Consider the following 25451-nt stretch of genomic DNA (forward strand, 5'->3'; position numbering starts at 1 on the left):
CCGTAGACCCGTCGCCCCTGACGGACTGAGGAGCACCACCCGCATGACCGCGCCCTTCCTGCACCTTCCCCCCACCGACCGGCTGCTGTCCTCACGGACCGGCTGGACGCGCGCGCACTGGGAAGTCACGGCCGACCGCATGCTCGATGCGCTCGTCCCATACGCGACCCCGGGCTTCGCCCAGTACCGGCTCCCGGGTCGGACCAGTTGGTCGGGGGTGGTCTCGGACGGACTCGAGGGCTACGCACGCTCCTTCCTGATGGCGGCCTTCCGCATCGCCGGAGCTCAGGGGGAACGTCGACCCGAAGCTGATCGAGCGCTACACGCAGGGTCTGACAACCGGCACCGACCCGGGGTCGGCCGAGGCCTGGCCCGAACTCACCGACTGCTCGCAGCAGATGGTCGAAGCGGCCTCGATCGCCGTGGGGCTGCACGAGACCCGCCCTTGGATCTGGGACAAGCTGGACACCAGCGTCCAGGAGCGGGTCGTCGACTGGCTCTCCGGATTTGTCGGCGGCCGCACCTGGGACAACAACTGGCGGCTCTTCCAGGTGGTGTCCGAGCAGTTCCTCGCCTCGGTGGGCGCCCCGTACAACCGCTCCGACATCGAGAGCAACCTGGACAGGATCGAGGACTGGTACGTCGGGGACGGCTGGTACACCGACGGGGACGGCCGGAACTTCGACTACTACATCGGCTGGGCGATGCATCTGTATCCGCTGCTCTGGTCGCGCATGGTGGGCCCGGACGACGACGGGGGCAGGACCGAGGTCTACCGGCAGCGGCTTTCCCGGTTCCTGGAGGACTACCCGCAGTTCTTCGGCTCCGACGGTGCGCCGGTGCACCAGGGGCGTTCGCTGACCTACCGGTTCGCGGCACTCGCACCGGTCTGGATGGGAGCGCTGGCCGACTGCACGCCGCTCGCGCCGGGGCTGACGCGCCGGCTCGCCTCGGGCACCCTGCGGCACTTCGTGGAACGCGGCGTCCCCGACGAGCGGGGGCTCCTGACCCTCGGCTGGTACGACACGTTCCTGCCCAGCACCCAGCCGTACTCCGGTCCCGCGTCCCCGTACTGGGCGAGCAAGGGCTTCCTCGGGTTGCTGCTCCCGGCGGACCACCCAGTGTGGACGGAGCGCGAACTCCCCCTCCCCATCGAGGAGTCCGACCAGTACACCGCGCTGCCGGCACCGGGGTGGCTGCTGCACGGCACCCGGCACGACGGCATCGTCCGGCTGATCAACCACGGCAGCGACCACAACCCGCCGGCCGCGACCGACGACGCACCGCAGGCGGGCGAGGAGGATCCGCACTACGCGAGGCTCTGCTACTCGACGGCGACGGCCCCCGAGTCCGCGCCGCACGCCGTGGCACGTTCCGTCGACGGCCATCTGGCGCTGCTCGCACCGGACGGCACCCCGTCACGACGGCGCAGGATCCATCCGTTGCGCTGCGAGGACAGGATCGCATCGTCCTGGTACGCGGCCGAGCTGCCCGGTGACGAGCGTACGTACCGGATCGAGACGACGAGTGTGCTGCACGGCCCGTGGGAGATCCGGGTGCACCGGGTCGAGGCGCCGGAGGGTGCGAGCGTGCGAGAAGGCGGTCATGCCGTGGCACACGAGGAGCGGCCGCGCGTCTCGTCGGGCCCCGGCTGGGCGATGGCGCGCACGGCCGACGGTCTGACCAGTGCCGTTGTCGCACTGTACGGCTGGGACACCGAGGAGGACTCGGAAACCGAGGGCGGCGCGGCGGGCGAGGACTGCTCGGAGGCTGTGCGGACCGCGCAGGCCGCGGGCGGCCCGGAGACCACGTACGGGTCCGGTGTCGCACGGGACGTGCAGTCCAACGCGTACGGGCCGCACTCCGCGATCCCGTATCTGCGTGCCGATCGCCGTCCGGGCGGGCGGAGCGTCCATGTCTCGCTGATCGCGCTGTCCCGCGACACCGTGCATCCGCAGGCGTTGCGCACGTCGGTGGTGGTGCGGGCGGGTACGGAGTCGGTGGTGCTGACCTTCCTGGACGGGACCACGGTCGAAGTGTGAGCGCGGGCGGCGGGGCGGATCAGGGCTCGATGCCCTGGTTGTCCTCCCGTCGGTGGATGTGCCCGATGAGTTCCTGTGCCAGGGACTTGATCGTGTCGAGGCCGGCCCGCCCCCAGGGGCGGGGCACGGTGTCGACGGCGCAGACGGCGCCCAGTGCGACACCCGTACGGTCGATGAGCGGCGCCCCCAGATAGGAGCGGATGCCTATCTCGTCGACGACCGGGTTGCCGGCGAATCTCGGGTAGTCGCAGACGTCCTCCAGGACCAGCGCCTTGCGACGTGCGACGACGTGCGGGCAGTAGCCGTGGTCGAGTGCCATGTACCGGCCGCCACGGCCGCTGCCCGCCGCCGTGGCGCCCAGGTCGGAACCGGTGCGGGTGCCGGCCGGGGTGTGCAGACCGGCGAAGAACTGCCGGTTCCCGTCAATGAAGTTGACCATCGAGAACGGCGCATCGGTCACTTCGGCCACCTTGTCGGCGAACGCGTCGAAGCTGTGGAACGACGCGTCGCCCCGCTCCCCGAGCCCGAGCCTCCGCAGCCGTCGGGTGCGGACAGGGGCGTCGCGGTCGACGGGAGTCAGCAGCGGCCGCCCGGTCGCCTGTCGGCTCACGGATGGGCTCCGAAGCCGGAGAGCGGGGCCGGTGCCGAGGTGGCGTTGATCAGGTGCTGCACCAGCGTGACCAGCGCTCCGGTGCCCGAGCTGCCGATCCGGGCGTCGCAGAGGACGACGGGCACGTCGGGTCCGAGGTCGAGCGCGGCACGTACCTCCTCGGGGCCGTAGCGGTAGGAGCCGTCGAACTCGTTGACGGCGACGATGAATCCGATGCCGCGCCGTTCGAAGAAGTCGACGGCCGGGAAGCATTCCTCGAGTCTGCGGGTGTCCGCCAGCACGACCGCGCCGAGCGCGCCCTGGGAGAGCTCGTCCCACATGAACCAGAAGCGCTCCTGGCCCGGGGTACCGAACAGATAGAGCACATGCTGCTCGTCGAGGGTGATGCGGCCGAAGTCCATGGCGACCGTGGTCGCGGTCTTGGACTCGATCCCCTCGAGGCTGTCGGTCGCCGCGCTGACCTGGGTCAGCAGCTCTTCCGTGCTCAGCGGTGCGATCTCGCTGACCGCGCCCACGAACGTCGTCTTGCCGACGCCGAAGCCGCCCGCGACCAGGACCTTGAGTGCGACGGGGAAGTATTCGGTGTCCCCGGTGCCGTCACCCCCGGCCGAGCCGCCGAAGCCGTCAGAGCTGTCGTCGTAAGCCATCGAGCACTGCCTCCAGCAGGGATCGGTCGGTGGGCATGTCGTGAAAAGCCGGCGGATGCGCGGTGACTGCGCCGCAGTCCACCAGGTCGGAGACGAGCACCTTGGTGACCACCGCGGGCAGCCGCAGATGCGCGGCGATCTCGGCCACCGAGGTGGGGCCGCCGCACAGCCCCAGCGCCACGCAGTGCTCGGGGCCGAGATGGGTCTGCGGATCGCTGCCCGTGGCCATGACCAGGGAGAGCAGGTCGAGCACGGTCGTCGGACGGGTACGGCCGTCGCTCACGGTGTACGGACGGATGAGCCGGCCGGCCGCATCGTCGAGCAACGGCCCGTCCTGCGGGGCCGACACCCTCACAGCCCCGTGACGCCCGGTGCCCCGGCCGCTTGTCTGGCCGGGGTCATCAGATACGGCCGGACGCTCTTGACCAGCATGGTCATCTCGTATCCGAGCACCGCGGCATCCGCTTCGCGTCCGGCGAGGACGGCGAGACAGGTGCCGGAACCGGCGGTGGAGACGAACAGCAGCGTCGAGTCGAGCTCCACCACCACCTGACGGACCTCTCCGTTGTCGCCGAAGCGCGCCCCGGCGCTGCGGCCGAGGGAGTACAGGCCGGCGGCCAGCGCCGCCATGTGGTCGGCGCTGTCGGCGTCCATGCCGTGGAGGGATTTCACCAGCCCGTCGGCGGAGAGCAGGACCGCGCTGCGCGTGTACGGCACACGCTGTACCAGCCCGCTCAGCAGCCAGTCGAGGTCCGAGACCTGACCGGACGGCATATCGGTCGCCATGTTGCATCTACTCCTTGAGGGTGTTCGTTTCGAGCGGGTCCGGGGCGGGGTGCGACGGTTCGACGGGCGCGGTGAGTCCGCGGACCGGCAACGGTTCGAGTGGGGCCGGCGGTTGCCAGGCCTGCGGTGCGGGCCCGTCGGGGGTGGCGTCCGGGGCCTGCGCGGCGTCGGCGTCCGAGGCGCTGCGGGCCTCGGCGAGCTCGATGCCCCGGCGGAAGGACGCCATCAGGCCGGGGTCGTGCAGGACGGGTTGTTCGTCCTCGGTGCGCGGCGCGGGGGCCTCCCTGAGCTGCGGGACCAGGTGTTCCTGGTTGGCGCGCCTGGGGAGCTGGGGCCGGCCCATGGTGCCGCGTACGACTCCGGGGTCGGGCTGGAGCGCCGGAATCGCGTCGTCCGGGCGCTGGACGCCGGGCCGGATGTCGGCGGGGGTGGGCCGGTCGACGCGCTCGGCCCGCAGCGGCAGTGGTGGGGCTTCGCCCTGCCTTCGCAACTGCTGCGGTGGCTGATGCAGCCGCAGCGGCCGACTGGGCACCTGCGGTTGCCGGTTCGAGGCCGGGGCGGAGCTCGGGTTCCGCTGGTGCGCGGTGTCGTCCTGGGCCGGTGGCCGGTGTACGGGGCCGGGCGGCGGGACCGGGCCGGCGTCGGCCGTCGTGGGCACGTCCCCTTCGACCCCGAGCAGGGACTGCGGCAGCACCAGTACGGCCTGTGTGCCGCCGTAGATGTTGCTCTGCAGCCGGACCGCGATGCCGTGCCTGCGGGCCAGTGACGCGACGACGAACAGTCCGATCCGGCCGTCCTGCAGCAGATGGGCGACGTTGACCCGGTCGGGGGCGGCGAGCAGCGCGTTCATCCGCTTCTGTTCGTTGCCCGGCATGCCGAGCCCGCGGTCCTCGACCTCCAGGGCGAGCCCGGCGGTGACGTGCTGGGCGCGCAACAGCACCTGGGTGTGCGGGGCGGAGAACACGGTGGCGTTCTCAACGAGTTCGGCCAGCAGATGGATCACATCGGCCACGGCGTGCCCACGCAGCGTGCCGTCGATCGGCGGCACCAGCTTGACCCGCGGATAGTGCTCGACCTCGGCGATCGCCGAGCGCAGCACCTCGGTCATGGTGACCGGGTTGCTCCACTGCCGCCGGGAGACGGCGCCGCCGAGGACGGCGAGGTTCTCCGCATGCCGGCGGATGCGGGTGGCGAGATGGTCGACGTGGAACAGGCCCTTGAGCAGATCGGGGTCCTCGACCTCGTTCTCCAGCTCGTCCAGCAGCTGAATCTCACGGTGTACGAGCGACTGGAGCCGGCGGGCGAGATTGACGAAGACCTCCACCCGCTGTTCCTCGCCCGATTCGTGGGTGAGCCGGGCCGCCTGCACCACTGCGGCCACAGCCCCTTCGTGCGAGCGGCTCATTTCCTGCGCGAGCAGGTCGAAGGCGTCGCTGCCCGGTGGGACGGGCTGCGGGGACCGCCGCGCGGGCATCGGTTCGCCGTTGCGCAACTGCTCCACAACCCGCTGCAGTTCGGCCTGCCCCTGTGCACTGGCACGGCGCAGGGCCAGACACCGGCCGAGGACGGTGGTGGCGACCCGGTTGGCACCGAGGAAGGCGGCGACCACAGCGGCGACGGCCAGCGCCGCGGATCCGCCCAGCGCGGTCCAGAGCTGGGTGGTCATCGGCGCACTCGTGGAGCGGACGGTGATGATGACTGCCGCGGCGCCGCTCAGTGCCACGGCGACGGCCGGGAGCACGGCCGTGCGGAAGATCTGAGGCCGTATGCGGGCATCGGGGGACAGCTGTGCGGCGCGCGGCCTGGCGGTGGCCGAGTGGGCACGGGCCCCCGGCCGGCCGTGCCGTCCGCCTTCTCGGCGTTCCGGTCGCGCTTCGGGTGCGCGAAGTTGAGACATCAGCGTCCTCGGTACGTGGCGCACCAGGAACCGGCGTTCATGTGGTGGCACCTACGGTGGTCGGTCAGGCTCGGGTCATCGGTCGGGCAGGCCCGAAAGATATGAGCCCACCGTTGATCACCGGCCACACACGGTAGTCGTCGATCGAGCATCCGTGGCGGGCAGTTGTAGAACTTGCCCGCCATCCGTCCCGCTCTGGTATGAGCTCTCGCACGGACAACCGAATATGTCCACGACCACGGAGGGTGCGCCGCGAAGGTCCCGCACTTCGATCACCGTGAGCCGATGCTCGCCGAGGGCGAGGTCCACGTGTATCGGCAGGTCCATCTGACCTGCGCGGAGCGAGTCGAAGCGCACATGCCTCGGCCGACAGGCGCGGAGGGGTTGCCAGGGGCCGGCAAGAGGCGGAGCGTTGAGATACGGGGGAACAGCAGAACTCGGGGGTCTCCACAGGACGAGGTTCATCATGAACAGAACTGTGCGTAGACGAATCCCAGCGTTCGTGTGTGCATCCGCCTTGGCCTCAGCGCTCGCGTTTTCCATAGCTGCGCCAACAGCCCAGGCGGCCCCACAGGTTCCGGCACAGACCACCGCGTCACAGGCCGCACCCACCAACTGGTGCGACTGGCACCCGTACGAGTGTGGATGGGGGCCCGCCACCTATCCCGTGTACCCCGTCTACCCTGTCTATCCCGTGTACCCCGTCTATCCCCTCTACGTCTACTAGTCACGACTCAGGCGATCTGTGGTTCGAGTAGGCACAGAACGATGGTGCGGCTGACGGGGCGGGTTCCGGGGGCAACTCAGCTGCGGGTCCGGTAGCGCAGGCCGGGGCGTTCGGTCTTGACACTCAACGCCGGCGCGGCAAGGGCGAGCACGTCATGCGCCGGCTGTGTGCGACCGGTCTCACGGTCCGATGCAGGGAGGCCTCACTCCGCCGCCTGGCCGGAAGAGTGGGGCCTCGGTGTGACGACTTGGCGATCCGCGTCTCGACTTCCGGATGGGTCGTGCGTCAATGAGGTCAGGCCTTCGTTCCTGCCCCGTGTCACCGCTCACCCGCAAGATCAAGATCGCGGCTGTCCTGTCCCTGAGCAACGTCCGTTGCTTTGTTCCGGCGCCAGGGGTGTGCGATCGGGGCAGCCACGGCCCGCCACCAGGGGTCGAGGGGAAGCGTTCCCGCGGGCTCGAACGGCTCGCCCGGCTGGGGGAACGCAGCCGGCTGCTCAGCTTCCTCAGCGGCGTCCTTGGTCCACTCGCCGGGCTCCGCCCAGGGGTGAACGGCGAGATTGAAGGTGCCCCAGTGGATCGGCAGCATGACACCGTGCGGCTTGCCCCCTTGCAGGTCAAGCTGCGCCTGCATGCCCTCGTCGGGTGTCATATGGATGTCGGGCGACGACTGGGAACACGACATCCTCATCGAGGACATCGCCGAGCCCCAACACCGCCTACCCTCCCCCCGATGCCTCACCGGCCGCCGAGCTTGCCCGCCCGAGGACTGCGGCGGCATATGGGGATACGACTACCTCATCGAGATCCTTGCCGATCCCCACCACGAAGAACACGAAGACCGCCTGGAATGGCTGGGCCTTGACTCGGCCGACCAGTTCGACCCCGAAACCTTCGATCCAGCGCAGGTCAACTCCGTTTTATCCGCCCGCGCCAGCCGGTCCGCCGCGCTGTCCGGGCCGTGCCCTACCGCCTCTGACATCCCGCCCTGGAACAGGACGGGACACTGGGTGACGGCGCTGAGGTCGCCGAGCTGACCGGCATGGCCGATCTGGACGGCTATCCGGCCGGCACCCTCATCATCGTGCGCCGCGAGCGGCCGCAGCCCGGAGCCCAGCTGTCCCTGTTCGACCAGGACCAGGGCCTACGCCATCAGGTGTTCCTCACCGATACCCGTGTGGACGCTGTCGTGCCGGACGTGTTTGATCTCGCTGTCGCGCATCCCGGACGTGGCAGTACTTCGGGGCGGCGATAGGATCGTTGAGCGAAGACATGGACATACCACCAGGCGGAACGCACCTGGATGCCGAGCCGCTCGGACACGGTAGTGATCTACTGCTCGATGATCTCCGCCACGGTCGCCGGCGCGAGGTCACCCACGATGGGCCAGCTCCGCGCGCGTCTGGGGGATCGGCATGCCGTTGCCAGAGGCGACGACCTGCCCTCAGTGCTCTTGCGGCAGATTCACTGTGGTTGGCGCGTTTCAATTCGCTGATTCTTCACCTGTCGGTGTGCGGGGATATCGCGGGTAGTTCCACCGTGATGCGGATCCCGCCGGCAGAGCGCGGGGTGAGGGTGAGTGTTCCGTCGTGTGCATGGGTGATGGTTTTGACGATGGCCAGGCCGAGGCCGACGCCTGCGTGGTCGGTGTGGATGCGCTCGGTACCGCGCTGGAAGGGTTCGGTGAGGGTAGAGACCAGCTGGGGGGTGAGCTTCTCGCCGGTGTTTTCGACAGTGAGCACCACAGTCTTGCCGCGGACGCCGGTGTGGACCCACACGGTGCCCCGTTCGGGCAGGTTGTGGACGATCGCGTTGTGCACGAGGTTCGTAGTCAGCTGCTGCAGGAGCGCTTGCGATCCGCTCGTCGGGGTGATGTCGCCGGAGGTCTCGATGGTCACGCCACGCTTTTCCGCGAGGGGGAGGAGTGTTTCGGTGGCTTCCTCCGCCAGGAGGGACAGGTCGACAGGTTCTCGGGTGAAGGACCGCTGGTCGGCGCGGCTGAGCAGGAGCAGTGCCTCGGTGAGGTCGATGGCTCGGGTGTTGACGGCGTGGAGGTGGTCGATGAGTTCGCCGGTGTCATGGTTCGGATCGGTGCGGGCCACGTCGAGAAGGGTCTTCGAGATCGCCAGGGGGGTGCGCAGTTCGTGAGAGGCGTTGGCTGCGAATCTCCGCTGTTCGGCGACGTGTGCTTCGAGCCGCGCGAGCATGCCGTCGAAGGCGTCGGCGAGTTCACGGAACTCGTCTTCGCGGCCCGGTAGCCGGATCCGGTGGGAGAGTGATCCGTTCGTGGCCAGGCGGGTGGCGTGGGTGATGTGGGTCAGGGGGGCGAGCATGCGACCGGCCAGGATCCACCCTCCCACGAGGCCGAAGACCAGCAGGAATGCCAGCACTGCGGCTGTCGCCGGGGCGTAGGACTGCAGAATGATGGAGCGGATAGGCACGAATTCACCGGGGCGGCTCGAAACGACGGCCACGTCGCGCAGGAGAAACACCCACACGGTAGCGAGCAGCAAGGCGCCCGCAATCATGAGGAATCCGGCGTAGCTGAGGGTGAGTTTGAGGCGAACGCTCAACCCAGGTGCCCTATCCACGCTCGCCTCCCTCGTGTCCCGCCTCTGATTGCGTGTCGATGCGGTAGCCGACGCCGGCCACGGTGGCGATGATCCAGGGTTCGCCGAGACGCTTGCGCAGCGCCGAGACGGTGATGCGCACGGCGTTGGTGAACGGGTCGGCGTTCTCATCCCACGCCCGTTCCAGCAGCTCTTCGGCGCTGACGACACCGCCTTCGGCAGCAACGAGGACTTCGAGCACGGCGAACTGTTTCCGGGTGAGGGCGATGTAGCGGCCGTCGCGATAGACCTCGCGTCGGAACGGATCCAGACGCAGGCCTACGATCTCTCGCACGGGTGGTCTGTTGTGGGCGCGCCTGCGGTCGAGCGCCCTGAGCCGCATGACGAGCTCTCGAAGCTCGAACGGTTTGGTGAGGTAGTCGTCGGCGCCGAGCTCGAACCCGGAGACCTTGTCGTCGAGCCGGTCGGCAGCGGTCAGCATGAGGATCGGCATGCCGCTGCCGGAGGCGACGATGCGTTTGGCGATCTCGTCACCGGACGGTCCGGGCACATCGCGGTCGAGGACGGCGACGTCGTAGGCGTTGACGCTCAGCAGTTCCAAAGCGGTGTCACCGTCACCTGCGATGTCAGCCGCGATCGCTTCCAGGCGCAGGCCATCTCGGATGGCTTGTGCCATATAGGGCTCGTCCTCGACGATCAACACACGCATGCCCTTAAGGCTACGAGCCGGCACAGGAGAGTCGGCGGCGGGAATCTCACCCGCCGCCGCTCGCAGAACCGTGCGGGAGCCTCTCAGCTCACACGGCTCCCATTGCCCAGCCATCAGGCTTGAGGCCGAACCGCCAGTGGGCGAACATATTGGGATACCGGCGGGCTGCGCCCGCCAATAGTTCTCCCGCGCGTTTCTCCCGGCGGCGCAGTCGTTTGTACTTCTGGCAAGCCCAGCCCACCAACATTCTGTTGATACGCCGGAGGAGGGGATACAACATAGACTTGTAGAATTGCCCGTAATAGTTGATCCACCCCTGCACGATGCTGTTGAACATCCGCGCAAGATCCATCAGCGACTTGTCACTGCGTTGGGCGATGTGCCAGGAACGCATCACCTTGCCCATCGCCTTGATCGCCTCCTTACTGACCGTCGGCAGGAAGCTCACAAAGTGCTTCCCATACCGGTTCTTGGCCAGCCTGGGCCGGAACGTGTATCCAAGGAACGTGAACGCCGTGTGCTCATACGAGCCCCGCCGGTCAGCGTCCTTGCAATAGACGATGCGAGTCTTGTCCGGATGCAACTCCAGACCGACCTGCGCCAATCGCTGCTCGAGAGCGTCCCGCACACGGCGGGCCTGCCCCTCGCTGCCGCAGTGAATCACCGCATCATCGCAGTACCGTTCGAAGGTGACTTTCGGGAACTCCCGAGCCAACCACACATCGAACGCGTAGTGGAGATACAGATTCGCCAGTACAGGGGAAACCGCCGATCCCTGGGGAGTCCCGCGATCCCGTTGCTGCACCGATCCGTCCGCCTTCGCCAACGGCGCGACCAGCCACCGCTTGACGTAGAGCAGGACCCATTTCCCGTCCTCGTCGATATGCCGCTCGACCGCCCTGAGCATCAGCTCATGGTCCACGCTGTCGAAGAACGCCCGGATGTCGAGATCGACCACCCAGTCACTCCGCCAACAGCGCTTTCGGCACTGCTCCACGGCGTCCAACGCCGACCGCCTGGGCCGGTAGCCATAGGAGTCCGGATGGAACACAGGCTCCACCCGACGCTCCAGGTACATCGCGGCCACCGTCTGGGCAATCCGGTCGTCCACAGTGGGCACCCCGAGCACGCGGATACCTTTCCCACCTGCCTTGGGGATCTCCACGGCCTTCACCGCGGGAGGGAAATACGAACCGGACGACATCCGATTCCACAGCTTGAACAGATTCTTCGAAAGGTTCTGCTCGTACTGCTCGATCGTCACACCGTCCGCTCCGGGCGCACCCTTGTTGGCCTTGACTCGCTGAAATGCCTCCCACACCATCAACTTTGAGATGTAAAACGACTTGACCTCGGCCTGCGGCCTTGATCCGTTCACCTGGCTCCTCCCGGGCACTCCGGTTGACCACCAAACAAGATCTGGACAACTCGCCCCCTTCGCTCCACCTCCATTACAGAGGCTTCATCACTACTACGAGGCGATCCGTCCCCCTGCCACGCATCGGTACTCCGCCCCTCACAGTTTCAGCTGCTTGGGGTTCTCCCTTGTCGCCTACCGGCCTCAACCTGACCGGTGACAGCATCGTGGCGAGGGGTTCCCACGTTCCACACCAGCGCCTGAACCGAGCTCGCGCCACCTTTATGCCGGGCACCACCTGGCCAGGAGTACAGGAACCCGCCAGATTCATCCCGGGGCAACAACTGGACCCCGGTTTCGGTAACCGTTCATACGCTTTCGACACTTCATCAGTGGTTCACTCGCGTTCGCCTTCTCGGCTCACACCTGACGCATCTCGTGCGCCTTTTCCGCAGTGCTCATCACCCCGGCTCATTCACCGGAGCAACCTGCGGCGGTTTGAGACCTCCCCCTGCGTGGGCGGTCTCGGAGGGCCTGCCTCCATCACCAGTGCAGCATCACGTCGGAAGCTTTCGTCTACACCGAAACCTCCCGTTGTGTTCGTGGCGCACTATCGTCGGCGTATCGAAATTCGCATACGTGCTGGCAACACCGCGTTGCTTTCACTGGTGGCATGTCTCGAACCCCCACCCTCAGCACGAACAACGACCCGCCGGGTTCGCTGGCTGATTGTTCGATGACGCGATTCCGGCTGTGGCCGGCGTCGATCCGGATCTGCTCAAGGCCCTCCGCCGGCCACCGCGACGACGTCTCCTCACGTGTCGGGGGAGGCCGTCGACCTCGGGCGCTCTGTCGCGACGGCGTGGCTGTCTCAGCGCGGTGCCGAGTACGGGCCGTGCCAGATCTACGGAACGAACCCCGGCACTACGGAACTGCGCACCGATGCGATCGACCGTGGCTGCCCGCGCATGTATGCCAACCCCACCCAGGACCCGAGGATGCAGCAGTGACCGGCAGCTCAGCAGTGAGCGGCAGTGAGCGAGGACAGACGATGACGCAGATGGACACGGCGGAGACCGGACAGGGCGGCCCGGCGGATACCCGCGCGCCAGGTACCAGAGCCGGTGCCCCGGCCGCCGGCACCGCCGGAACTTGGCGCGCGGGCATCCGCCGGGCGATCCGTAACGGTTCCCGGCCGGGGCCGTGGAAGCGCGGCCTGGTGCTCGCGGCGCTGGCGCTGCTGCTGGGCCTGTTCATGCTGCTGCACGCGAAGATCCCGAACCGGATCGGGGGCCTCGGCAGCCTGGTGGAGACCTTCCTGCCGTGGTTCGGCCTGTTCATCCCGGTACTCCTTGCCGGGGCGCTGTGGCGCCGCTCCGCCTCCGCAGTGGTCGCGCTGCTGCTGCCGGTCGTGGTGTGGCTGAACCTTTTCGGCGGGCTGCTCAGCGACAAGTCCCACCCGGGCGGCGACCTCACCGTGGCCAGCCACAACGTCGGCGCCGACAACCCCGAACCGGCCGGCACCGCCCGCGAACTTTCCGCCTCCGGGGCGGACGTGCTGGCCCTCGAGGAGATCACCGACCAGGCCCAGGGCACGTACGAGAAGGAACTGGCGAAGGCGTACCCGCACCACACGGTGCAGGGCACGGTCGGGCTGTGGAGCAAGCTGCCGCTGTCGGACATCCGGACGGTCGACGTCGCGATGCAGGGCATGGTCGGGCCGCTGGCGGAGCACCTGTCGGCCGAGGAGAAGAAGGCCACGCCCCGGGCGCTGCGCGCCACGGTGGCCACGGACCAGGGGCCGCTCGCGGTGTACGTGGCCCACCTGGGGTCCGTACGCGTGAATCCCAAGGGGGGCTTTTCGACGAGCCAGCGGGACGCCGGCGAGCGGGCGCTCGGCAAGGCCATCGCCGCCGAACAGAACAAGCGGGTGGTGCTGCTCGGCGACCTGAACGGCACCATGGACGACCGCGCGTTCGCCGACATCACCTCGCAGCTGCACTCGGCCCCGGACGCGGCCGGGGACGGCTTCGGCTTCACCTGGCCGGCGAAGTTCCCGGTGGCGCGGATCGACCAGATCCTGGTCCGCGGCGTGGAACCGGAGAGCTCGCGGGTGCTGCCGCCCACCGGCAGCGACCACCTGCCGGTGGCCGCCGGAATCAGCTGGTGAACACCGCCTACAGGCTCCGATTGCCCGCCTGGGCAGCCCGCAGGACACCGCTCACCTCGTGGACTTCCTCTGCTCACCGCAAGGCCAGTGGATCAACGGTCAACTGCTGAAGAGCAACGGCGGCTTCGCCAGCTGATCAGCACTTCTTGCCTACGCTGCTTGAGCCGAAGCGCGCCAGTTGTCACCATTGGCGTCCATTGACCTGCGGCTTCGATCAGGCAAAGCAGGATGTTGTCACCAGGTCGGCACGCTGCGCGTCACCAGCATGGATCACGAGCTGCGGGTCCGTTCAGCTGAAAGGAACGGCGTCCTTCGCGGCGGTGTGCCAGTTGGTGACGATCGGGTGATCGACAGTGATGGTGCCGACCGGCAGGGAAACCGGGTTGGGGTCGTCGTCACCGATGGCGACGATGATGCTGTCCAGTTCCTTGCCACCGTTTCCGTTGGTGGTCTTCGGGTTCACGCCGGCGTAGGCGGTGGTGCTCCCGCTCAGCTTGATCTGCTTGCCGGCGGTCTGCTCCGCGGGACCCGCCTCGGTGCCGTCAGAGCCGAAAGCCACGGTCGGAAGCGCAGCGGGCAGGTAGCAGGTGATCCCCGACTTCGCCTTCGCGATGATCAGAATGTATCCGCCGGCCTGGGTCTCGGACCTGGTGCTCCAGGAAATATCGTTGGCGCCGCAGCTCTGCCCGACCGGCTCCCGCTCGCCGTTGGCGGTGTCGGCGCCGCCACCGTCCGCGGATCCCTTGCCCGTCGCGTCGGATCCCTTGCCGGTGCCCTGGTTACTGCCCGCGGCCGACGAGCCGGACGGGGTGACCGCACTGCCGGCCGGAGTGGCGGACGAAGAACCCTGCGCGGCCCCGGTGTCCGTGGCCGCGTCCGAGTCCTGGCACGCCGTCATCAGCATGGCGCCGCCGACGAGGACTGCGGAGACGAGAAAGGCCTTGCGACGGCTGCCGGACATGAAATCCCCCAGTGGTTGAGGCCGAAGCGGGTTCGGCTTCTTGGTGCTTGCTTGATCACTATGAGGGGGCTGTGAGCCGAGAAGATCCCGGCGTCTTCGTTCCAGGACATCTCTGTCGCAGACCGGTGACATGATCACGAAGTGGAAGAACCGGGGTCAGTCCAGTGCGCCCGTTCGGTGGTCCTGGTGACAACACGCCTGCCTTGGTGACAACTATCGCGCTTCGGCTCACTGCTTCCGCCTCCGGGCGCTCCACCAGGACGGCCTCTACAGGTCGAACTCCAGGTGCTCGATGTCCGTGAAGTGGACCTCCTCCAGGGAGCCGGCGCGGCGGCCGCAGTCCTGGACGTAGGTCTCCTTGAGGGCTTCGGCGGCGATCTCCCTCAGGCGGTCGTCGCTGGCGCCCTGTTCCTGCGCCTCGAGGAGGCGGGCGGCGTGACGCGGCGGCAGGGCGACGATCAGGTGCCGGACCCGGTCCTCATCCGTCGACCCGATTGGCGTGACGAAGCCGAGCCGGGCTCGGGTGTCGATCGATTTCCGTGTGGCGCTTTTCGGGAATGCAGAGCGCGGGCAGGTCCCATGGGACGTGGAGGCGGCCGCAGGCGCTGTAATCGCTGTTGGTGACCGGACAGCGGCGTTCGCTCCAGCGGCTGCACTTCCAGCGTTGCAGGTGGCGGACGCCTGTGCGGACGAGCATCGCTTGGCGTGAAGCGATCGCCTGCCAGGGCACATCGTTGACTGCGGCCCAGGGTGGTGCGGTGATCCACCGGGCGAGCGGAACCAGCGTGGTTTCAACGCTGTCCGCCATGTAGTCGCGCAGTGCCTCAAGGTCCGCCCGGGTGGAGCCCAACACCGGGTCAAAGCACAGGAGTTGCCAGGACTGCTCGACGACGGTGCCGCGCCCGCACGGGTGCAGGGTCCAGGTCCAGCGGACGATGCCGCCCTCGGCGCCGTCGACCACGAAGGCGAAGGAGGAGCCGGGTTCGGCCCGTACGACCTGGGAGCGGCTGCTCCACTGTCGGCCGTCCCGCTGATTGCGGCCGCTGAACCAGGCGCCGACCTGTGGTCCGGCACCCTCGTCGTACGTCACCTCGGTCGCGTCGGGACTCCAACGGGCGATCGCGGAGACATCACTGACCAGGTCGTATACGCCGGCTGGTGTGGCGTCGACCCATGCGCGTCGGCTGAAGGTGAAGGCTGACGGGTCCAGAGCCCCGATGGGGTCGTGGTCGCTCGTGCTGGCGCTCAAGGCGTCCTCCTGGGTGTGCGGTGCCGGTTCGACGACGCCCAGGCCATCACCGGTTCCGCCGGGCAGCCACACCCGTTGGTGCCTATCCCCGCCAGGGGCAGGCTGCAGGGCGCGGCTCAGCCCATACTCAGATCCATGAAGGCCAATGTGCAGCTCGGGGACTTCTTACAGACACGGCACGCCCAAATGCGTCCGGAGGATCTCGGCGTACCCACCTACGGGGAGCGTCGGCGGGTACCGGGCCTGCGGCGCGAGGAGCTGGCGCTGCTGGCGGGCGTGAGCGTCTCCTACTACACCCGGCTGGAACAGGGGCAGTCGCTGAACGCTTCCGCGGAGGTGCTGGACGCAATCGCCCGGGCGCTGCGGCTGAACGAGGACGAGCGCCTGCACCTGCACAACCTGGCGCGGTCGACCAAGGCCACCGGCCGGGCCCGGCGGCCCGCGCCGGAGCGCGTGACGGCGGCGACCGGCCAACTGCTGGAGGCGCTGGCAGACGTTCCGGCGATCGTACTGGGCCGCCGCAGCGACGTCCTGGCGTGGAACCGGCTGGGCCACGCACTGTTCGCCGCACAACTGGACCCCGGTGCCACCGACCGCCCGGCCACGCGTCCCAACATGGCGCGACTGGTGTTCCTCGATGCCCACACCCGCGACCTGTACGCGGACTGGCCGAGCAAAGCCAGGGCCGTGGTGGGGAATCTGCGCCTGGTGGCGGGCCAGTACCCGGACGACGCCGCCCTGCACGCGCTGGTGGGTGAACTGAGCTCCAAGAGCCCGGAGTTCGGCGCGATGTGGGCCGACCACCGGGTCAGGCCATGCGCCGTCGCCGGCTACGAGATGCGGCACCCGCTGGTCGGCCCGCTGACCGTCACCCAGCAGACCTGGAGCCAGGGGCCCGGCCAGAACATCGTGGTCGTCACCACCGAGGCCGGTTCCCCCGCGCGGACTGCGCTGGCCCTGCTCGACCAGGCCGTCTCCCAGGCCCATCCAGCGCGCCCCGTGGCCCCGGCCGCCGTCGGCTGACCCGGCACGCCACCGGGCTCGCCACACCCCCAAGGACGCGGGCACGGCCGACAACCTGCCGTGCCCGAAACGGCCCTCGGCGCACCGCGCCCCGGATCAGAGCCATCCACCCGACCCGCGCGTCGGCGTATCGCTGCCGCATGCCCGAAAACAGTGAAGGCATCATGTTCAAGAAGCTATCCAGGACCACCGCTGTGGCTGCCGCCCTGTCCGCGGCGGTGATCGCGACGATCAGCCCGGCCCCGGCGTCGGCTGTCTCCGACCCGCTGAGCAACGCCCGGATCATCCAGCACTTCGACCTGGCCAAGCGCCAGACGCCGGAGAACATCGCGCCCGCCCCCGGCGGGGGTGCCTACGTCACCTTCGCCGCGGCCCGCCAGGTGGCCCTGATCTCCCCCACCGGCACCATCCGGGTCCTGGCCACCCTGCCGCTGCCCGCCGACGGCAGCGTGCACACCCCGGCGCTGGGCTTCCCGTTGACCGTTGGCATCGTCCGTGCGGACGACGGCAGCGCCGGTCCACGTACCGTGTTCTGTCGGCCCTCGCCCTGCTGGCCTTGACTGCCGGCGCCGTCACCGCCTGCGGCGACAACAACTCCGCCCCCGAACACGCTGCCTCGTCCTCGGCCACGTCGTCCGCCTCGCCGGGAGCCGGCCAGCCGGCCGCATCGAAGCTGCACATGATCACCAATGACGGTCACCGTCTGGCCTTCCATGTCGCACAAGGCAACGACCGCACGATCGTCCTGGACTCGGGCGGCGGAGAGGACTCCTCACAATGGAAGGACCTCGTCCCCAAGCTCCACGCGGACACCGGCGCCACCGTCATCACATACGACCGGGCCGGTCTCGGCAAGAGCGACGTGGTGCCAGCACCTCCACCACCGCTTCACGGGCGATGACCAGTGTCAGTGGCCAGTTGCAATTGGCTCTGTCGCGAGTTTGGTGAAATCCGGGACGGGGACCCTGGCGGCTCGTGATCATTCCGTGTGTCTGTTGATGACCTACTTGCTGCCCTGTTCCCGCACTTCTCGCGCCTGCATGTCGAGTTCGTCCGAGTCTTTGGCCGTGCGGTGGGGATCCAGGCGCGCGGTCGGGAGTCCTCGGCGGTGTGTCCAGGCTGCGGCACGGAGTCGGTGCGGGTGCACAGCCGGTATGAGCGCAGGATCTCCGACACCGCGATCGCGAACCAGCAGACGGTACTTCACCTGCGGGTCCGTCGGTTCTTCTGTGACAACGCCGACTGCGGGAAGAGGACGTTCGCCGAGCAGATCGACGGCCTGACGTTCCGTCACGGCCGTTGCACCGTACTGTTACGCACGATCCGCGCGGCCATCGCCCTGGCGCTCGGTGGCCGCGCCGGCGCCCGGCTCACGGAAGTGCAGGCAATCGGTATCGGGAAGGACGCGTTGCTGCGGCTCATCCGTGGCCTTCCCGATCCGGAGATCGGACGGGTACGGGCCCTGGGCGTCGACGATTTCGCGCTCAGGCGGGGCCACAATTACGGCACGATCCTGATCGACATGGAGACTCGGCGCCCGCTCGACCTGCTGCCCCAACCCTCCGCCGATGCCCTGGCCGACTGGCTCACCGCCCACCCGGGGATCGAGGTGATCTGCCCTGACCGTGCCCGCTGTTACGCCGACGGAGCGGATCGCGGTGCCGGCGCCGCCACGCAGGTCGCGGACAGATTTCACTTGTGGAAGAACCTCGGCGAGGCAGCTGAACGGCTGGTCGCCCGCCTCCGTTCCCAGTGGGCCCCGCCTGCCCCGGAGAAGGAGAAAGTGGTGCTGCCCGAGGGGCGGCAGGCCCGGCGCACCCGCGAGCGGCACGCCGCCGTGCACGCGCTGATGGACAAGGGCGTCAGCCACAGCGGCATCATGGCCGAACTCCATTTGGACCCCAAGACGGTGCGGAAGTTCATGCGGGCCGCCACGGCTGACGAGCTGATCGGCACGGGGCCCACCGGCGGCCGCCAGACCAGCCTGGACGGCCATGCCGCCTACCTGACCGCCCGGTTCAACGAGGGGTGCACCAGCGCCAACGTCCTGCACCAAGAACTCGCCGAACGCGGGCTCACCATCAGCGAGCGGACGGTGAGGCGCTTCGTGCACCGGCTGCGCGACCGGGCCAAGCCAACCTCTCACCCGCCCGTCCCGAAGGCCCGCGAGGTAACCGGCTGGATCCTCACCCATCCCGACAACCGGCCCGAGGTTGATCGCGTTGCACTCAAGGAACTCCGCGACCGGTGCCCGGACTTGGACGCGGCCAGCGAGTTCGTCGCGCGGTTCGCCGTGATGCTCGTCAACCTTCGCGGCAAGGACGAGCTCGAGCAGTGGACCACGGACGCGGAGGCCGGCAGTCTTCCCGAACTCCGGGGATCGCTACCGGCCTGCGCAAGGACTGGGACGCTGTCATGGCCGGCCTGTCGCTGCACTGGAACTCCGGCCCCGTGGAAGGTCACGTCAACCGGATAAAGATGCTGAAACGGCAGATGTTCGGACGCGCGAAACCGGATCTGCTGCGCAAACGGGTCCTGCTCGCCTCCTGAATCCAGCGAGTCCCTGACCCGCGGCACCCGCGTGATCGTCACAGGACGGCTTCGGCAGCGTACCTTCGACGACAAGGAAGGCCAGCGCCGCACCACCGTCGAGATCGACGCCGAGGATGTCGCTGTCTCTCTTACGTGTGCGACAGCCCAGGTCACCAAGTCCTTCCGGGCTGCCCAGACCACTCAACCCCCGGCCTCGGCTCCCGTGTCCGCGGCGCCCCCGGCGGAGCCGGACCGCGATCATCACCCGTTCTGAGCGGCCTGTCGGCACCGGCCCAATCAGTCGGCGCCCGCCGGTAGTGTGGTCGTATGTCCCGCAAGCGCCGCCCCACACCGTCACGACACACCCCCGCCGAGCGGACTCCCGTCATACAGGCCGAGGAACTGGAGGCGCTGGCACTGGAGTATCCCCAGGACCGCGAAGAGATCCTTGTGGACGCGGCGGGCTGCTGGGGTGATGCCGGCCAGTACGACCGAGCCCTCGCCCTCTACCAGCGGTTGCTGGATACCGGGTGCGAGGATGCGCATCTGATCGAGGCATACCGGATCAACACCCTGTGGGACGCCGGACGGACCGACCAGGCCCGTGACGCGGCCACACAGCTACGACGCCAGCACCCCACCGATGCCGGGGCCTGGAACTTCGTCGCCGAGATGTTCGAGACCGCCGGCGAACTCCACGACGCCACGGACTGGTTCACCGCGGGCATCACCCATCTCCTCGGCCCGGCCACCCCTCTCACCCGCCAATCCGTCGAGGACGCCCCGGGCGGCTATGACATCGAGATGCTCGTCATCGGCCGCCACCGAGTCCGGCGCCGCCTCGCCCAGCCGCACGACGACCTCGACCATCTCGCCGACGAACTCCACGAGCACCGCCCGGCCCTGCTCCGCGCCCCCGGCACCCTGGACGACCTGCACGATCCAGACCGACTCAGGGCCGCTGAGAGCGGTGACCCGGATGTCCTGCGCACCTCGATCGAGAAACTCACCGCTGAAGTCGCCGCACGCCGCGCCGCACTGTCCCGGCCCCGCATGACCTGTGCACTGTTCTGGCCCGAGCCCGAATTCACCCAGCTCCTGACACAGTCGCCCGCGCTGCAAGACGCCTACGGTGCTGATCACCACGATCACATCCGACGCGTCGAGGAGATCCTGCGCCGCCTGTCCGAGGAAGGCGAACCACATCTGGGCATCGCCCAGGGCACCGTGAGCGACTTCGAGGAATTCACTCGGGCCGAGGGCCTCTCCCCGCAGGACGGGGACACCCGGGCCCAATACGCCGCCGACCTCGCCGCCCGGGGGCAGACCCAGGCATGGCCACCGCCCCGCAACAGCTCCTGCTGGTGCGGCTCTTCCCGCAAGTACAAGAAATGCTGCGGCAACCCCGCCCAGATCTGACCAAGATCAGAAGGCATCGTTCACCAAACTCGCGACAGAGCCTTGCAATTCCCCGCTCGCGACCAGTTGATGGAGAGTCAACTGGCCGCCGACGCTGCTGAGAGCAGCTGCCTTTGAGGCTATTTGTTCCGCCCAAGGAACACACATACCCAGCACGAACGGCGTTGGAATGAGTCTGTTGCATCATGCTGTCCGGCAGGATCCCTGCGGAACTGTCACGCTTCCCTACGTTGTTCGGCGGGACGTCGTGAGCCCTTCGTATGTGACCGCCGCAGGGACGTCGGGTGCGGCTTCCTGCGACGGCCGTGGGAGAGACCGAGCCCGTCCGACAAGCTCACTCCCGCCCGAGTCCGCCGCGATTTCCGGCACCTCCGCCCGAGGGCGGCCTGTCCTGCCGGAGCGCCGAGTTCCTCCCGCCCGGCCCAGGCCGGCCATCCGGTCGCAAGAACACCCGGCCCGCTCCACGCTATGACGTGCACACAGTCGGCAAACCGGGCCCCGCAAAACGACGGACGAAGAAGTCAACAACCCCCGCGGCGACGCCGCACAGGTTAAAGATCTAGTTAGAAATACGGAAGCCCCACCCCGCCCTTTTGGCCGGAAGGGTGGGGCCCCATTGTCAGGACTTGACGATCCGCGTCTCGACTTGGATGCCGGATGGCTTTCGTGAACTGGGCAGTGGGATGTACTGCCGTGCTTCGGTAGTCCTCTCCCGTCGAGGGGGACCGTCGAGGGTCTGGATTGCCTGCTTCTTTTCGGCCTCCGTCATCTTGGCGAACACCTGCGTCATTGTGTTCAGGCCTTCATCCCTGCCCCGTCACCGCTCACCCGCAAGATCAAGATCGCGGCTGTCCTGTCCCTGAGCAACGTCCCTTGCTTTGTTCCGGCGCCAGGGGTGTGCGATCGGGGCAGCCACGGCCCGCCACCAGGGATCGAGGGGAAGCGTTCCCGCGGGCTCGAACGGCTCGCCCGGCTGGGGGAACGCAGCCGGCTGCTCGGCTTCCTCAGCGGCGTCCTTGGTCCACTCGCCGGGCTCCGCCCAGGGGTGAACGGCGAGATTGAAGGTGCCCCAGTGGATCGGCAGCATGACACCGTGCGGCTTGCCCCCTTGCAGGTCAAGCTGCGCCTGCATGCCCTCGTCGGGTGTCATGTGGATGTCGGGCCAGTACTCCGAATACGCACCGATCTGGATCATCGTCGCGTCGAACGGGCCGTGCTCGGCGCCGATATCCTTGAAACCGGGGAAGTAGCCGGTGTCCCCGGAGTGGTAGATCCGGTGCTCGGGGCCCGCGACGACCCAGGACGCCCAGAGCGTGTGCTGCTGGTTGCGCAGGCCGCGTCCGCAGAAGTGCCGGGCCGGGGTCGCGGTGAGGCTGATCCCGGCCATGTTCGTGCTCTCGTTCCAGTCGAGCTCGCGCACCCGGTCGGCGGACACGCCCCAGCGCTCCAGGTGGGCGCCGACACCGAGCGGCACCGCGAAGACCGTGTCCGTGCCCGCCAGGGCTCGGATCGTCGGCAGGTCGAGGTGGTCGTAGTGGTCGTGCGAGATCACGATCGCGTCGAGCGGGCCGAGCGTCGCGAGCGGCAACGGCACCGGGTGCAGCCGCTTGGGCCCGGCGAACGCGAAGGGCGAACAGCGCTCGCCCCACACCGGGTCGAAGAGCACTCGGCGGCCGTCGATCTCGGCGAGCACGCTCGAGTGGCCCATCCAGGTGAGCCGCAGCCCTGAGGCGGGCGGCCGGGCGAGGTCGGCGAGGGTGGTCGCATGGACGGGCACCGCGCCGTTCGGCGACCTGCGTACCCGGTCCTCCTTGCGGAAGTAGACCTTCGCGAACTCCAGCGTCGAGCCGGACGGCCTGGTCCGCGCCCCCACCGGGTTCTGGAAGACCCCGTCGGCGAAATTGGGCGAGTTCCGGATGCGCTCCATGCGGGCGCCCCCCGGGTCGGCGCCGAATGCGGCGGGTCGCAGCGAACGCAGCCGGGTACGGAGCGGATGCAAGGAGTCAGCGCCGGTCACAACATCTCCTGAAGGAGTCGGTGTCGTTTCATTATGAGCAGGGGGTAAGACAGCGCGAGCACGGGGCGGCCAACGGAATGACGGCCGGACCCCGCCGCCTCAGCCACGCGACTGCCCGTACACGTGTTCGACATGCAGCCGCAGCACGATCCGCCGGTCGCGGACCATCGCGCTGCGGTAATCGTCCCAGTCGGGGTGCTCGCCCTGCACGTCCCGGTAGAGCGTGATCAGCTCCTCGACGGTCGCATCGAACGGATCGGCGGCGACCGGCGACAGCTCGGCCGTGCCGTCCGCGACCGTCCAGGCCCAGCGGTCCTCGCTGGTGACGTGGTAGCTCGCCCGCGGATCGCGCCGCAGGTTCCGCGTCTTCGCCCGGTCGTCGGTGATCGAGACACGCATGATGCGCTCCGCGGGATAGTAGAAGTGATTGACATTGGACAGCTGGGGCCGGCCGTCCCGCTTCAGCGTCACGAGCACCCCGCCACTCTCCTCGGCGACCAGCCGAAGGAGCGCGTCCTGCTGTGCATCGATTCCCGTCATGCCGAATCCAACGTGCGTAGCCATCACAGGATTCCGCATTCGGCCACTCGCTCATGTCACATCCGGCGGCCGCCGCCCGTCGCATCCGTGACAGCAGCCCGCCGACACCGGTGGACACCGCACAAGGAGGCCGGCCATGACCGCCCGCATCTCGCTCGACCCGCCCCGCACCCTCCTCTTCCGCGCCGTGTCGTGGTATTCGAACCGTACGTACGGGAAGGTCATCAACCCCGTACGGGCCACCGCCCACCACACCGAGGTGCTGTGGGCCGGGCTCCGCTTCGAGTTGGCGGTCGGCCGCTGGAAGGCACTGGACCCGCAGCTGAAGGCACTCGCGGTGATGACGTCCGCGTCGACCATCGGCTGCAGCTGGTGCATGGACTTCGGCTACTGGGAGAACCACCGGCAGGGGATGGACACCCGCAAGTTGCGCGATGTGCCGGTGTGGCGGGAGAGCGAGGCGTACACACCGCTGGAGCGCGACGTCATGGAGTACGCGGAGGCGATGAGCCTCACCCCGCCCGAGATCGGGGACGAGCTCGTGGACCGGCTCAGGACCGCGCTCGGCGAGAAGGCCCTGATCGAGCTGACGACCATGGTCGCCGTGGAGAACATGCGCTCCCGCACCAATTCCGCACTCGGCCTGACCAGCCAGGGCTTCAAGGACCAGTGCGAGGTGCCGAGGCCCGCCGCGCAGGGCACGGCAGACTCCAGCCACTGAACAGTGATTCAGCAAGGGCCACATTGACAGGGGTGCTCCCGCCTTCGGATACTGACTGGCGATTCAGTAAATCGCCGGCCGCGGCGGCCACGCCGAACAGCCGGAGGCGCTCGCCCGCGCCCTGGCCCGGACCACTCCGGGGCCCACCCTGATCCCTGTTACCGAGGAGACACTCCGATGACGACACCGACGACGGCGCCGACGGTGTCCCCGTCCGCTCTGCCCGCCCCGCTGATCTCGCTGACCTGGACGGACCACGTCACCGGACGCCAAGGCCATCTGGTCGTCGACCGGCTGGTGCGCGGCGTGTCGAGTGGTGGGCTGCGGATGCGGGCGGGCTGCACGCTCGACGAGGTGGCGGGGCTTGCCCGGGGCATGACGATGAAGGAGGCCCTGCACTTCGATGCCGATGACACACAGGCGCGCTACATACCGCTCGGTGGCGCCAAGGGCGGCATCGACTGCGACCCGCGCGCCCCGGAGGCGTACGGGGTGCTCGTGCGCTACCTGCGGGCCGTGCGTCCGTACATAGAGAACGTCTGGACGACCGGTGAGGATCTCGGACTCACCCAGGACATCGTCGACCGGGCGGCGGCCGAGGCCGGGCTCGTCTCCTCGATCCAGGCGGTCTATCCGCTCCTGGACGACGAGACGGCGGCGCGGCAGCGGCTCGCCGACGCGTTCGCCGTCGAGGTGGACGGCATCGGGCTCGACGAGCTGGTCGGCGGCTGCGGGGTAGCCGAGTCGGCGCTCGCCGCGCTGGACCGGGCGGGCGTCGCGTACACGGAGGCCAGGGTCTCCGTGCAGGGGCTCGGCACCATGGGCGGGGCGACGGCGCGGTTCCTCGCCCGGGCCGGACTGAAGGTCGTCGCCGTCGCCGACATCAAGGGGACGATCGCCAACCCGGCGGGCCTCGATGTCGAGGCGCTGCTCGCGGCCCGGGACGCGTACGGAACGGTGGACCGCGGTGCCCTGCGGGACGGAGACCAGGAGCTGCCCGCCGACGCGTGGCTGACGCAGGAGGCGGAGGTGCTCGTACCGGCAGCGGTCTCGTACGCCGTCGACGCCACCAACCAGGCCCGGATCAGCGCCCGTTGGATCGTCGAGGCGGCAAACATGCCGGTACTGCCGGAAGCGGAGGCACTGCTCGCCGAGCGCGGGATCACCGTACTGCCCGACGTGGTCGTCAACTCCGGTACGAACGCATGGTGGTGGTGGACGCTGTTCGGCGACATCGGCGCCGATGCGGAGGAGGCGTTCGGACACACCCGTCGCTCGATGCGGGCGCTGATCGGCCGGATGCTGGCCCGTGCCGAGGCCGACGGCTCCACGCCCCGGGCGGCGGCCCATGCCCTCGTCGCCGAGCGGCTTCCGGTGATGGCCGAGCGGTTCGGCTGGTACCGGTGAGCCTGCCGGGCCGCCGGGCCTGCTGAGCCGCTGAACCTCTATGGGGGCGCAACTCCCGTTTCCTCGTG

The 25451-nt window shown here is 68.6% G+C and carries 22 protein-coding genes and 7 pseudogenes; 15 read left to right on the forward strand and 14 right to left on the reverse strand.

Going from position 1 to position 25451, the window contains the following annotated elements:
* The first annotated feature begins 43 nt into the window (after positions 1–43).
* A pseudogene (locus tag OHA03_RS00275) lies at positions 44–2042 on the forward strand (DUF2264 domain-containing protein).
* A 19-nt stretch (positions 2043–2061) separates the two neighbouring features.
* Here the strand turns inward: OHA03_RS00275 and OHA03_RS00280 are convergent.
* The 6 genes and pseudogenes from OHA03_RS00280 to OHA03_RS00305 form a co-directional block, all read right to left on the reverse strand.
* The gene (locus OHA03_RS00280; protein WP_266999537.1) at positions 2062–2652 is read right to left on the reverse strand and encodes a GAF domain-containing protein; all 591 of its coding nucleotides are present in this window, start codon (positions 2650–2652) and stop codon (positions 2062–2064) included.
* The gene (locus OHA03_RS00285) at positions 2649–3299 is read right to left on the reverse strand and encodes an ATP/GTP-binding protein (RefSeq protein ID WP_266999539.1); all 651 of its coding nucleotides are present in this window, start codon (positions 3297–3299) and stop codon (positions 2649–2651) included. Before OHA03_RS00285 ends, OHA03_RS00280 begins: the two co-directional genes overlap by 4 nt.
* The gene (locus OHA03_RS00290) at positions 3277–3648 is read right to left on the reverse strand and encodes a DUF742 domain-containing protein (RefSeq protein WP_266999541.1); all 372 of its coding nucleotides are present in this window, start codon (positions 3646–3648) and stop codon (positions 3277–3279) included. Before OHA03_RS00290 ends, OHA03_RS00285 begins: the two co-directional genes overlap by 23 nt.
* Positions 3649–3650: 2 nt before the next feature.
* Positions 3651–4085 carry a roadblock/LC7 domain-containing protein gene (locus OHA03_RS00295; protein ID WP_266999543.1) on the reverse strand — a complete coding sequence of 145 codons (435 nt, stop codon included), beginning with the start codon at positions 4083–4085 and terminating at the stop codon, positions 3651–3653.
* 7 nt (positions 4086–4092) lie between these two features.
* Positions 4093–5982, reverse strand: a complete 1890-nt coding sequence (locus tag OHA03_RS00300; RefSeq protein ID WP_266999545.1) for a sensor histidine kinase KdpD — start codon at positions 5980–5982, stop codon at positions 4093–4095.
* Between the two features lie 1045 nt (positions 5983–7027).
* Positions 7028–7372, reverse strand: a pseudogene (locus OHA03_RS00305) (MBL fold metallo-hydrolase); the annotation flags it as partial.
* Between OHA03_RS00305 and OHA03_RS00310 the strand changes: the two are divergent.
* Together OHA03_RS00310 and OHA03_RS00315 are read left to right on the forward strand one after the other, a co-directional pair.
* Positions 7365–7745, forward strand: a complete 381-nt coding sequence (locus OHA03_RS00310) for a plasmid pRiA4b ORF-3 family protein (protein WP_266999547.1) — start codon at positions 7365–7367, stop codon at positions 7743–7745. The pseudogene OHA03_RS00305 and the gene OHA03_RS00310 overlap by 8 nt on opposite strands.
* A 5-nt stretch (positions 7746–7750) precedes the next feature.
* A complete protein-coding gene (locus OHA03_RS00315; RefSeq protein ID WP_266999549.1) occupies positions 7751–7963 on the forward strand; it encodes a hypothetical protein in 213 nt (70 codons plus the stop codon).
* A gap of 244 nt (positions 7964–8207) precedes the next feature.
* Here the strand turns inward: OHA03_RS00315 and OHA03_RS00320 are convergent, their stop codons facing one another.
* From OHA03_RS00320 to ltrA, 3 genes are all read right to left on the reverse strand, one after another.
* Positions 8208–9299: a HAMP domain-containing sensor histidine kinase gene (locus OHA03_RS00320; protein WP_266999551.1), complete on the reverse strand. Its 1092-nt coding sequence runs from the start codon at positions 9297–9299 to the stop codon at positions 8208–8210.
* Positions 9292–9987, reverse strand: coding sequence for a response regulator transcription factor (locus OHA03_RS00325; RefSeq protein ID WP_266999553.1), 696 nt, complete (start codon positions 9985–9987; stop codon positions 9292–9294). The genes OHA03_RS00320 and OHA03_RS00325 overlap by 8 nt, the downstream gene beginning before the upstream one ends.
* Before the next feature lie 88 nt (positions 9988–10075).
* The gene (gene ltrA, locus OHA03_RS00330) at positions 10076–11365 is read right to left on the reverse strand and encodes a group II intron reverse transcriptase/maturase (RefSeq protein ID WP_266999555.1); all 1290 of its coding nucleotides are present in this window, start codon (positions 11363–11365) and stop codon (positions 10076–10078) included.
* A gap of 1030 nt (positions 11366–12395) precedes the next feature.
* Between ltrA and OHA03_RS00335 the strand changes: the two genes are divergently transcribed.
* Together OHA03_RS00335 and OHA03_RS00340 are read left to right on the forward strand one after the other, a co-directional pair.
* Complete coding sequence (locus OHA03_RS00335; protein WP_266999557.1) at positions 12396–13514, forward strand: endonuclease/exonuclease/phosphatase family protein; 1119 nt, start codon at positions 12396–12398, stop codon at positions 13512–13514.
* A 1-nt stretch (position 13515) separates the two neighbouring features.
* Positions 13516–13650, forward strand: a pseudogene (locus tag OHA03_RS00340) (SDR family oxidoreductase); the annotation flags it as partial.
* A gap of 153 nt (positions 13651–13803) precedes the next feature.
* On the opposite strand, the gene OHA03_RS00345 reads toward OHA03_RS00340, so the two are convergent.
* The 3 genes and pseudogenes from OHA03_RS00345 to OHA03_RS00355 form a co-directional block, all read right to left on the reverse strand.
* Entirely contained in the window at positions 13804–14475 is a 672-nt protein-coding gene (locus OHA03_RS00345; protein WP_266999559.1) for a DUF4232 domain-containing protein, read from the reverse strand.
* Between the two features lie 267 nt (positions 14476–14742).
* Positions 14743–15006: pseudogene (locus tag OHA03_RS00350) on the reverse strand (XRE family transcriptional regulator); the annotation flags it as partial.
* Complete coding sequence (locus OHA03_RS00355) at positions 14954–15796, reverse strand: SRPBCC family protein (RefSeq protein WP_266999561.1); 843 nt, start codon at positions 15794–15796, stop codon at positions 14954–14956. The gene OHA03_RS00355 and the pseudogene OHA03_RS00350, both read right to left, overlap by 53 nt.
* Positions 15797–15859: 63 nt before the next feature.
* Between OHA03_RS00355 and OHA03_RS00360 the strand changes: the two genes are divergently transcribed.
* From OHA03_RS00360 to OHA03_RS00395, 8 genes and pseudogenes are all read left to right on the forward strand, one after another.
* Positions 15860–16747 carry a helix-turn-helix domain-containing protein gene (locus OHA03_RS00360; protein ID WP_266999563.1) on the forward strand — a complete coding sequence of 296 codons (888 nt, stop codon included), beginning with the start codon at positions 15860–15862 and terminating at the stop codon, positions 16745–16747.
* Positions 16748–16887: 140 nt separating this feature from the next.
* Positions 16888–17307 carry a hypothetical protein gene (locus OHA03_RS00365; protein ID WP_266999565.1) on the forward strand — a complete coding sequence of 140 codons (420 nt, stop codon included), beginning with the start codon at positions 16888–16890 and terminating at the stop codon, positions 17305–17307.
* Positions 17304–17648, forward strand: coding sequence for an alpha/beta fold hydrolase (locus tag OHA03_RS00370; RefSeq protein ID WP_266999567.1), 345 nt, complete (start codon positions 17304–17306; stop codon positions 17646–17648). The genes OHA03_RS00365 and OHA03_RS00370 overlap by 4 nt, the downstream gene beginning before the upstream one ends.
* Positions 17649–17819: 171 nt before the next feature.
* Positions 17820–19115 (forward strand): annotated as a pseudogene (locus OHA03_RS00375) (ISL3 family transposase); the annotation flags it as partial.
* A 23-nt stretch (positions 19116–19138) separates the two neighbouring features.
* Positions 19139–19297: pseudogene (locus OHA03_RS00380) on the forward strand (ISL3 family transposase); the annotation flags it as partial.
* Between the two features lie 13 nt (positions 19298–19310).
* Positions 19311–19553: a single-stranded DNA-binding protein gene (locus tag OHA03_RS47745; RefSeq protein WP_323181317.1), complete on the forward strand. Its 243-nt coding sequence runs from the start codon at positions 19311–19313 to the stop codon at positions 19551–19553.
* A gap of 53 nt (positions 19554–19606) precedes the next feature.
* Entirely contained in the window at positions 19607–20698 is a 1092-nt protein-coding gene (locus OHA03_RS00390) for a tetratricopeptide repeat protein (protein ID WP_266999568.1), read from the forward strand.
* Between the two features lie 294 nt (positions 20699–20992).
* Positions 20993–21261: pseudogene (locus tag OHA03_RS00395) on the forward strand (transposase); the annotation flags it as partial.
* Between the two features lie 254 nt (positions 21262–21515).
* Here the strand turns inward: OHA03_RS00395 and OHA03_RS00400 are convergent.
* Positions 21516–22715, reverse strand: coding sequence for an MBL fold metallo-hydrolase (locus OHA03_RS00400; protein ID WP_266999569.1), 1200 nt, complete (start codon positions 22713–22715; stop codon positions 21516–21518).
* Positions 22716–22814: 99 nt separating this feature from the next.
* The gene (locus OHA03_RS00405) at positions 22815–23255 is read right to left on the reverse strand and encodes a PPOX class F420-dependent oxidoreductase (RefSeq protein ID WP_266999570.1); all 441 of its coding nucleotides are present in this window, start codon (positions 23253–23255) and stop codon (positions 22815–22817) included.
* Positions 23256–23391: 136 nt separating this feature from the next.
* Here OHA03_RS00405 and OHA03_RS00410 point away from each other — a divergent pair, with 136 nt between their 5' ends.
* Both OHA03_RS00410 and OHA03_RS00415 read left to right on the forward strand, forming a co-directional pair.
* Complete coding sequence (locus tag OHA03_RS00410; protein WP_266999571.1) at positions 23392–23976, forward strand: carboxymuconolactone decarboxylase family protein; 585 nt, start codon at positions 23392–23394, stop codon at positions 23974–23976.
* Between the two features lie 177 nt (positions 23977–24153).
* Positions 24154–25383 carry a Glu/Leu/Phe/Val dehydrogenase dimerization domain-containing protein gene (locus OHA03_RS00415; RefSeq protein WP_266999572.1) on the forward strand — a complete coding sequence of 410 codons (1230 nt, stop codon included), beginning with the start codon at positions 24154–24156 and terminating at the stop codon, positions 25381–25383.
* The last annotated feature ends 68 nt before the right edge of the window (positions 25384–25451 follow it).

The sequence above is a fragment of the Streptomyces sp. NBC_00154 genome (genome assembly GCF_026342835.1).
Lineage (GTDB): Bacteria > Actinomycetota > Actinomycetes > Streptomycetales > Streptomycetaceae > Streptomyces.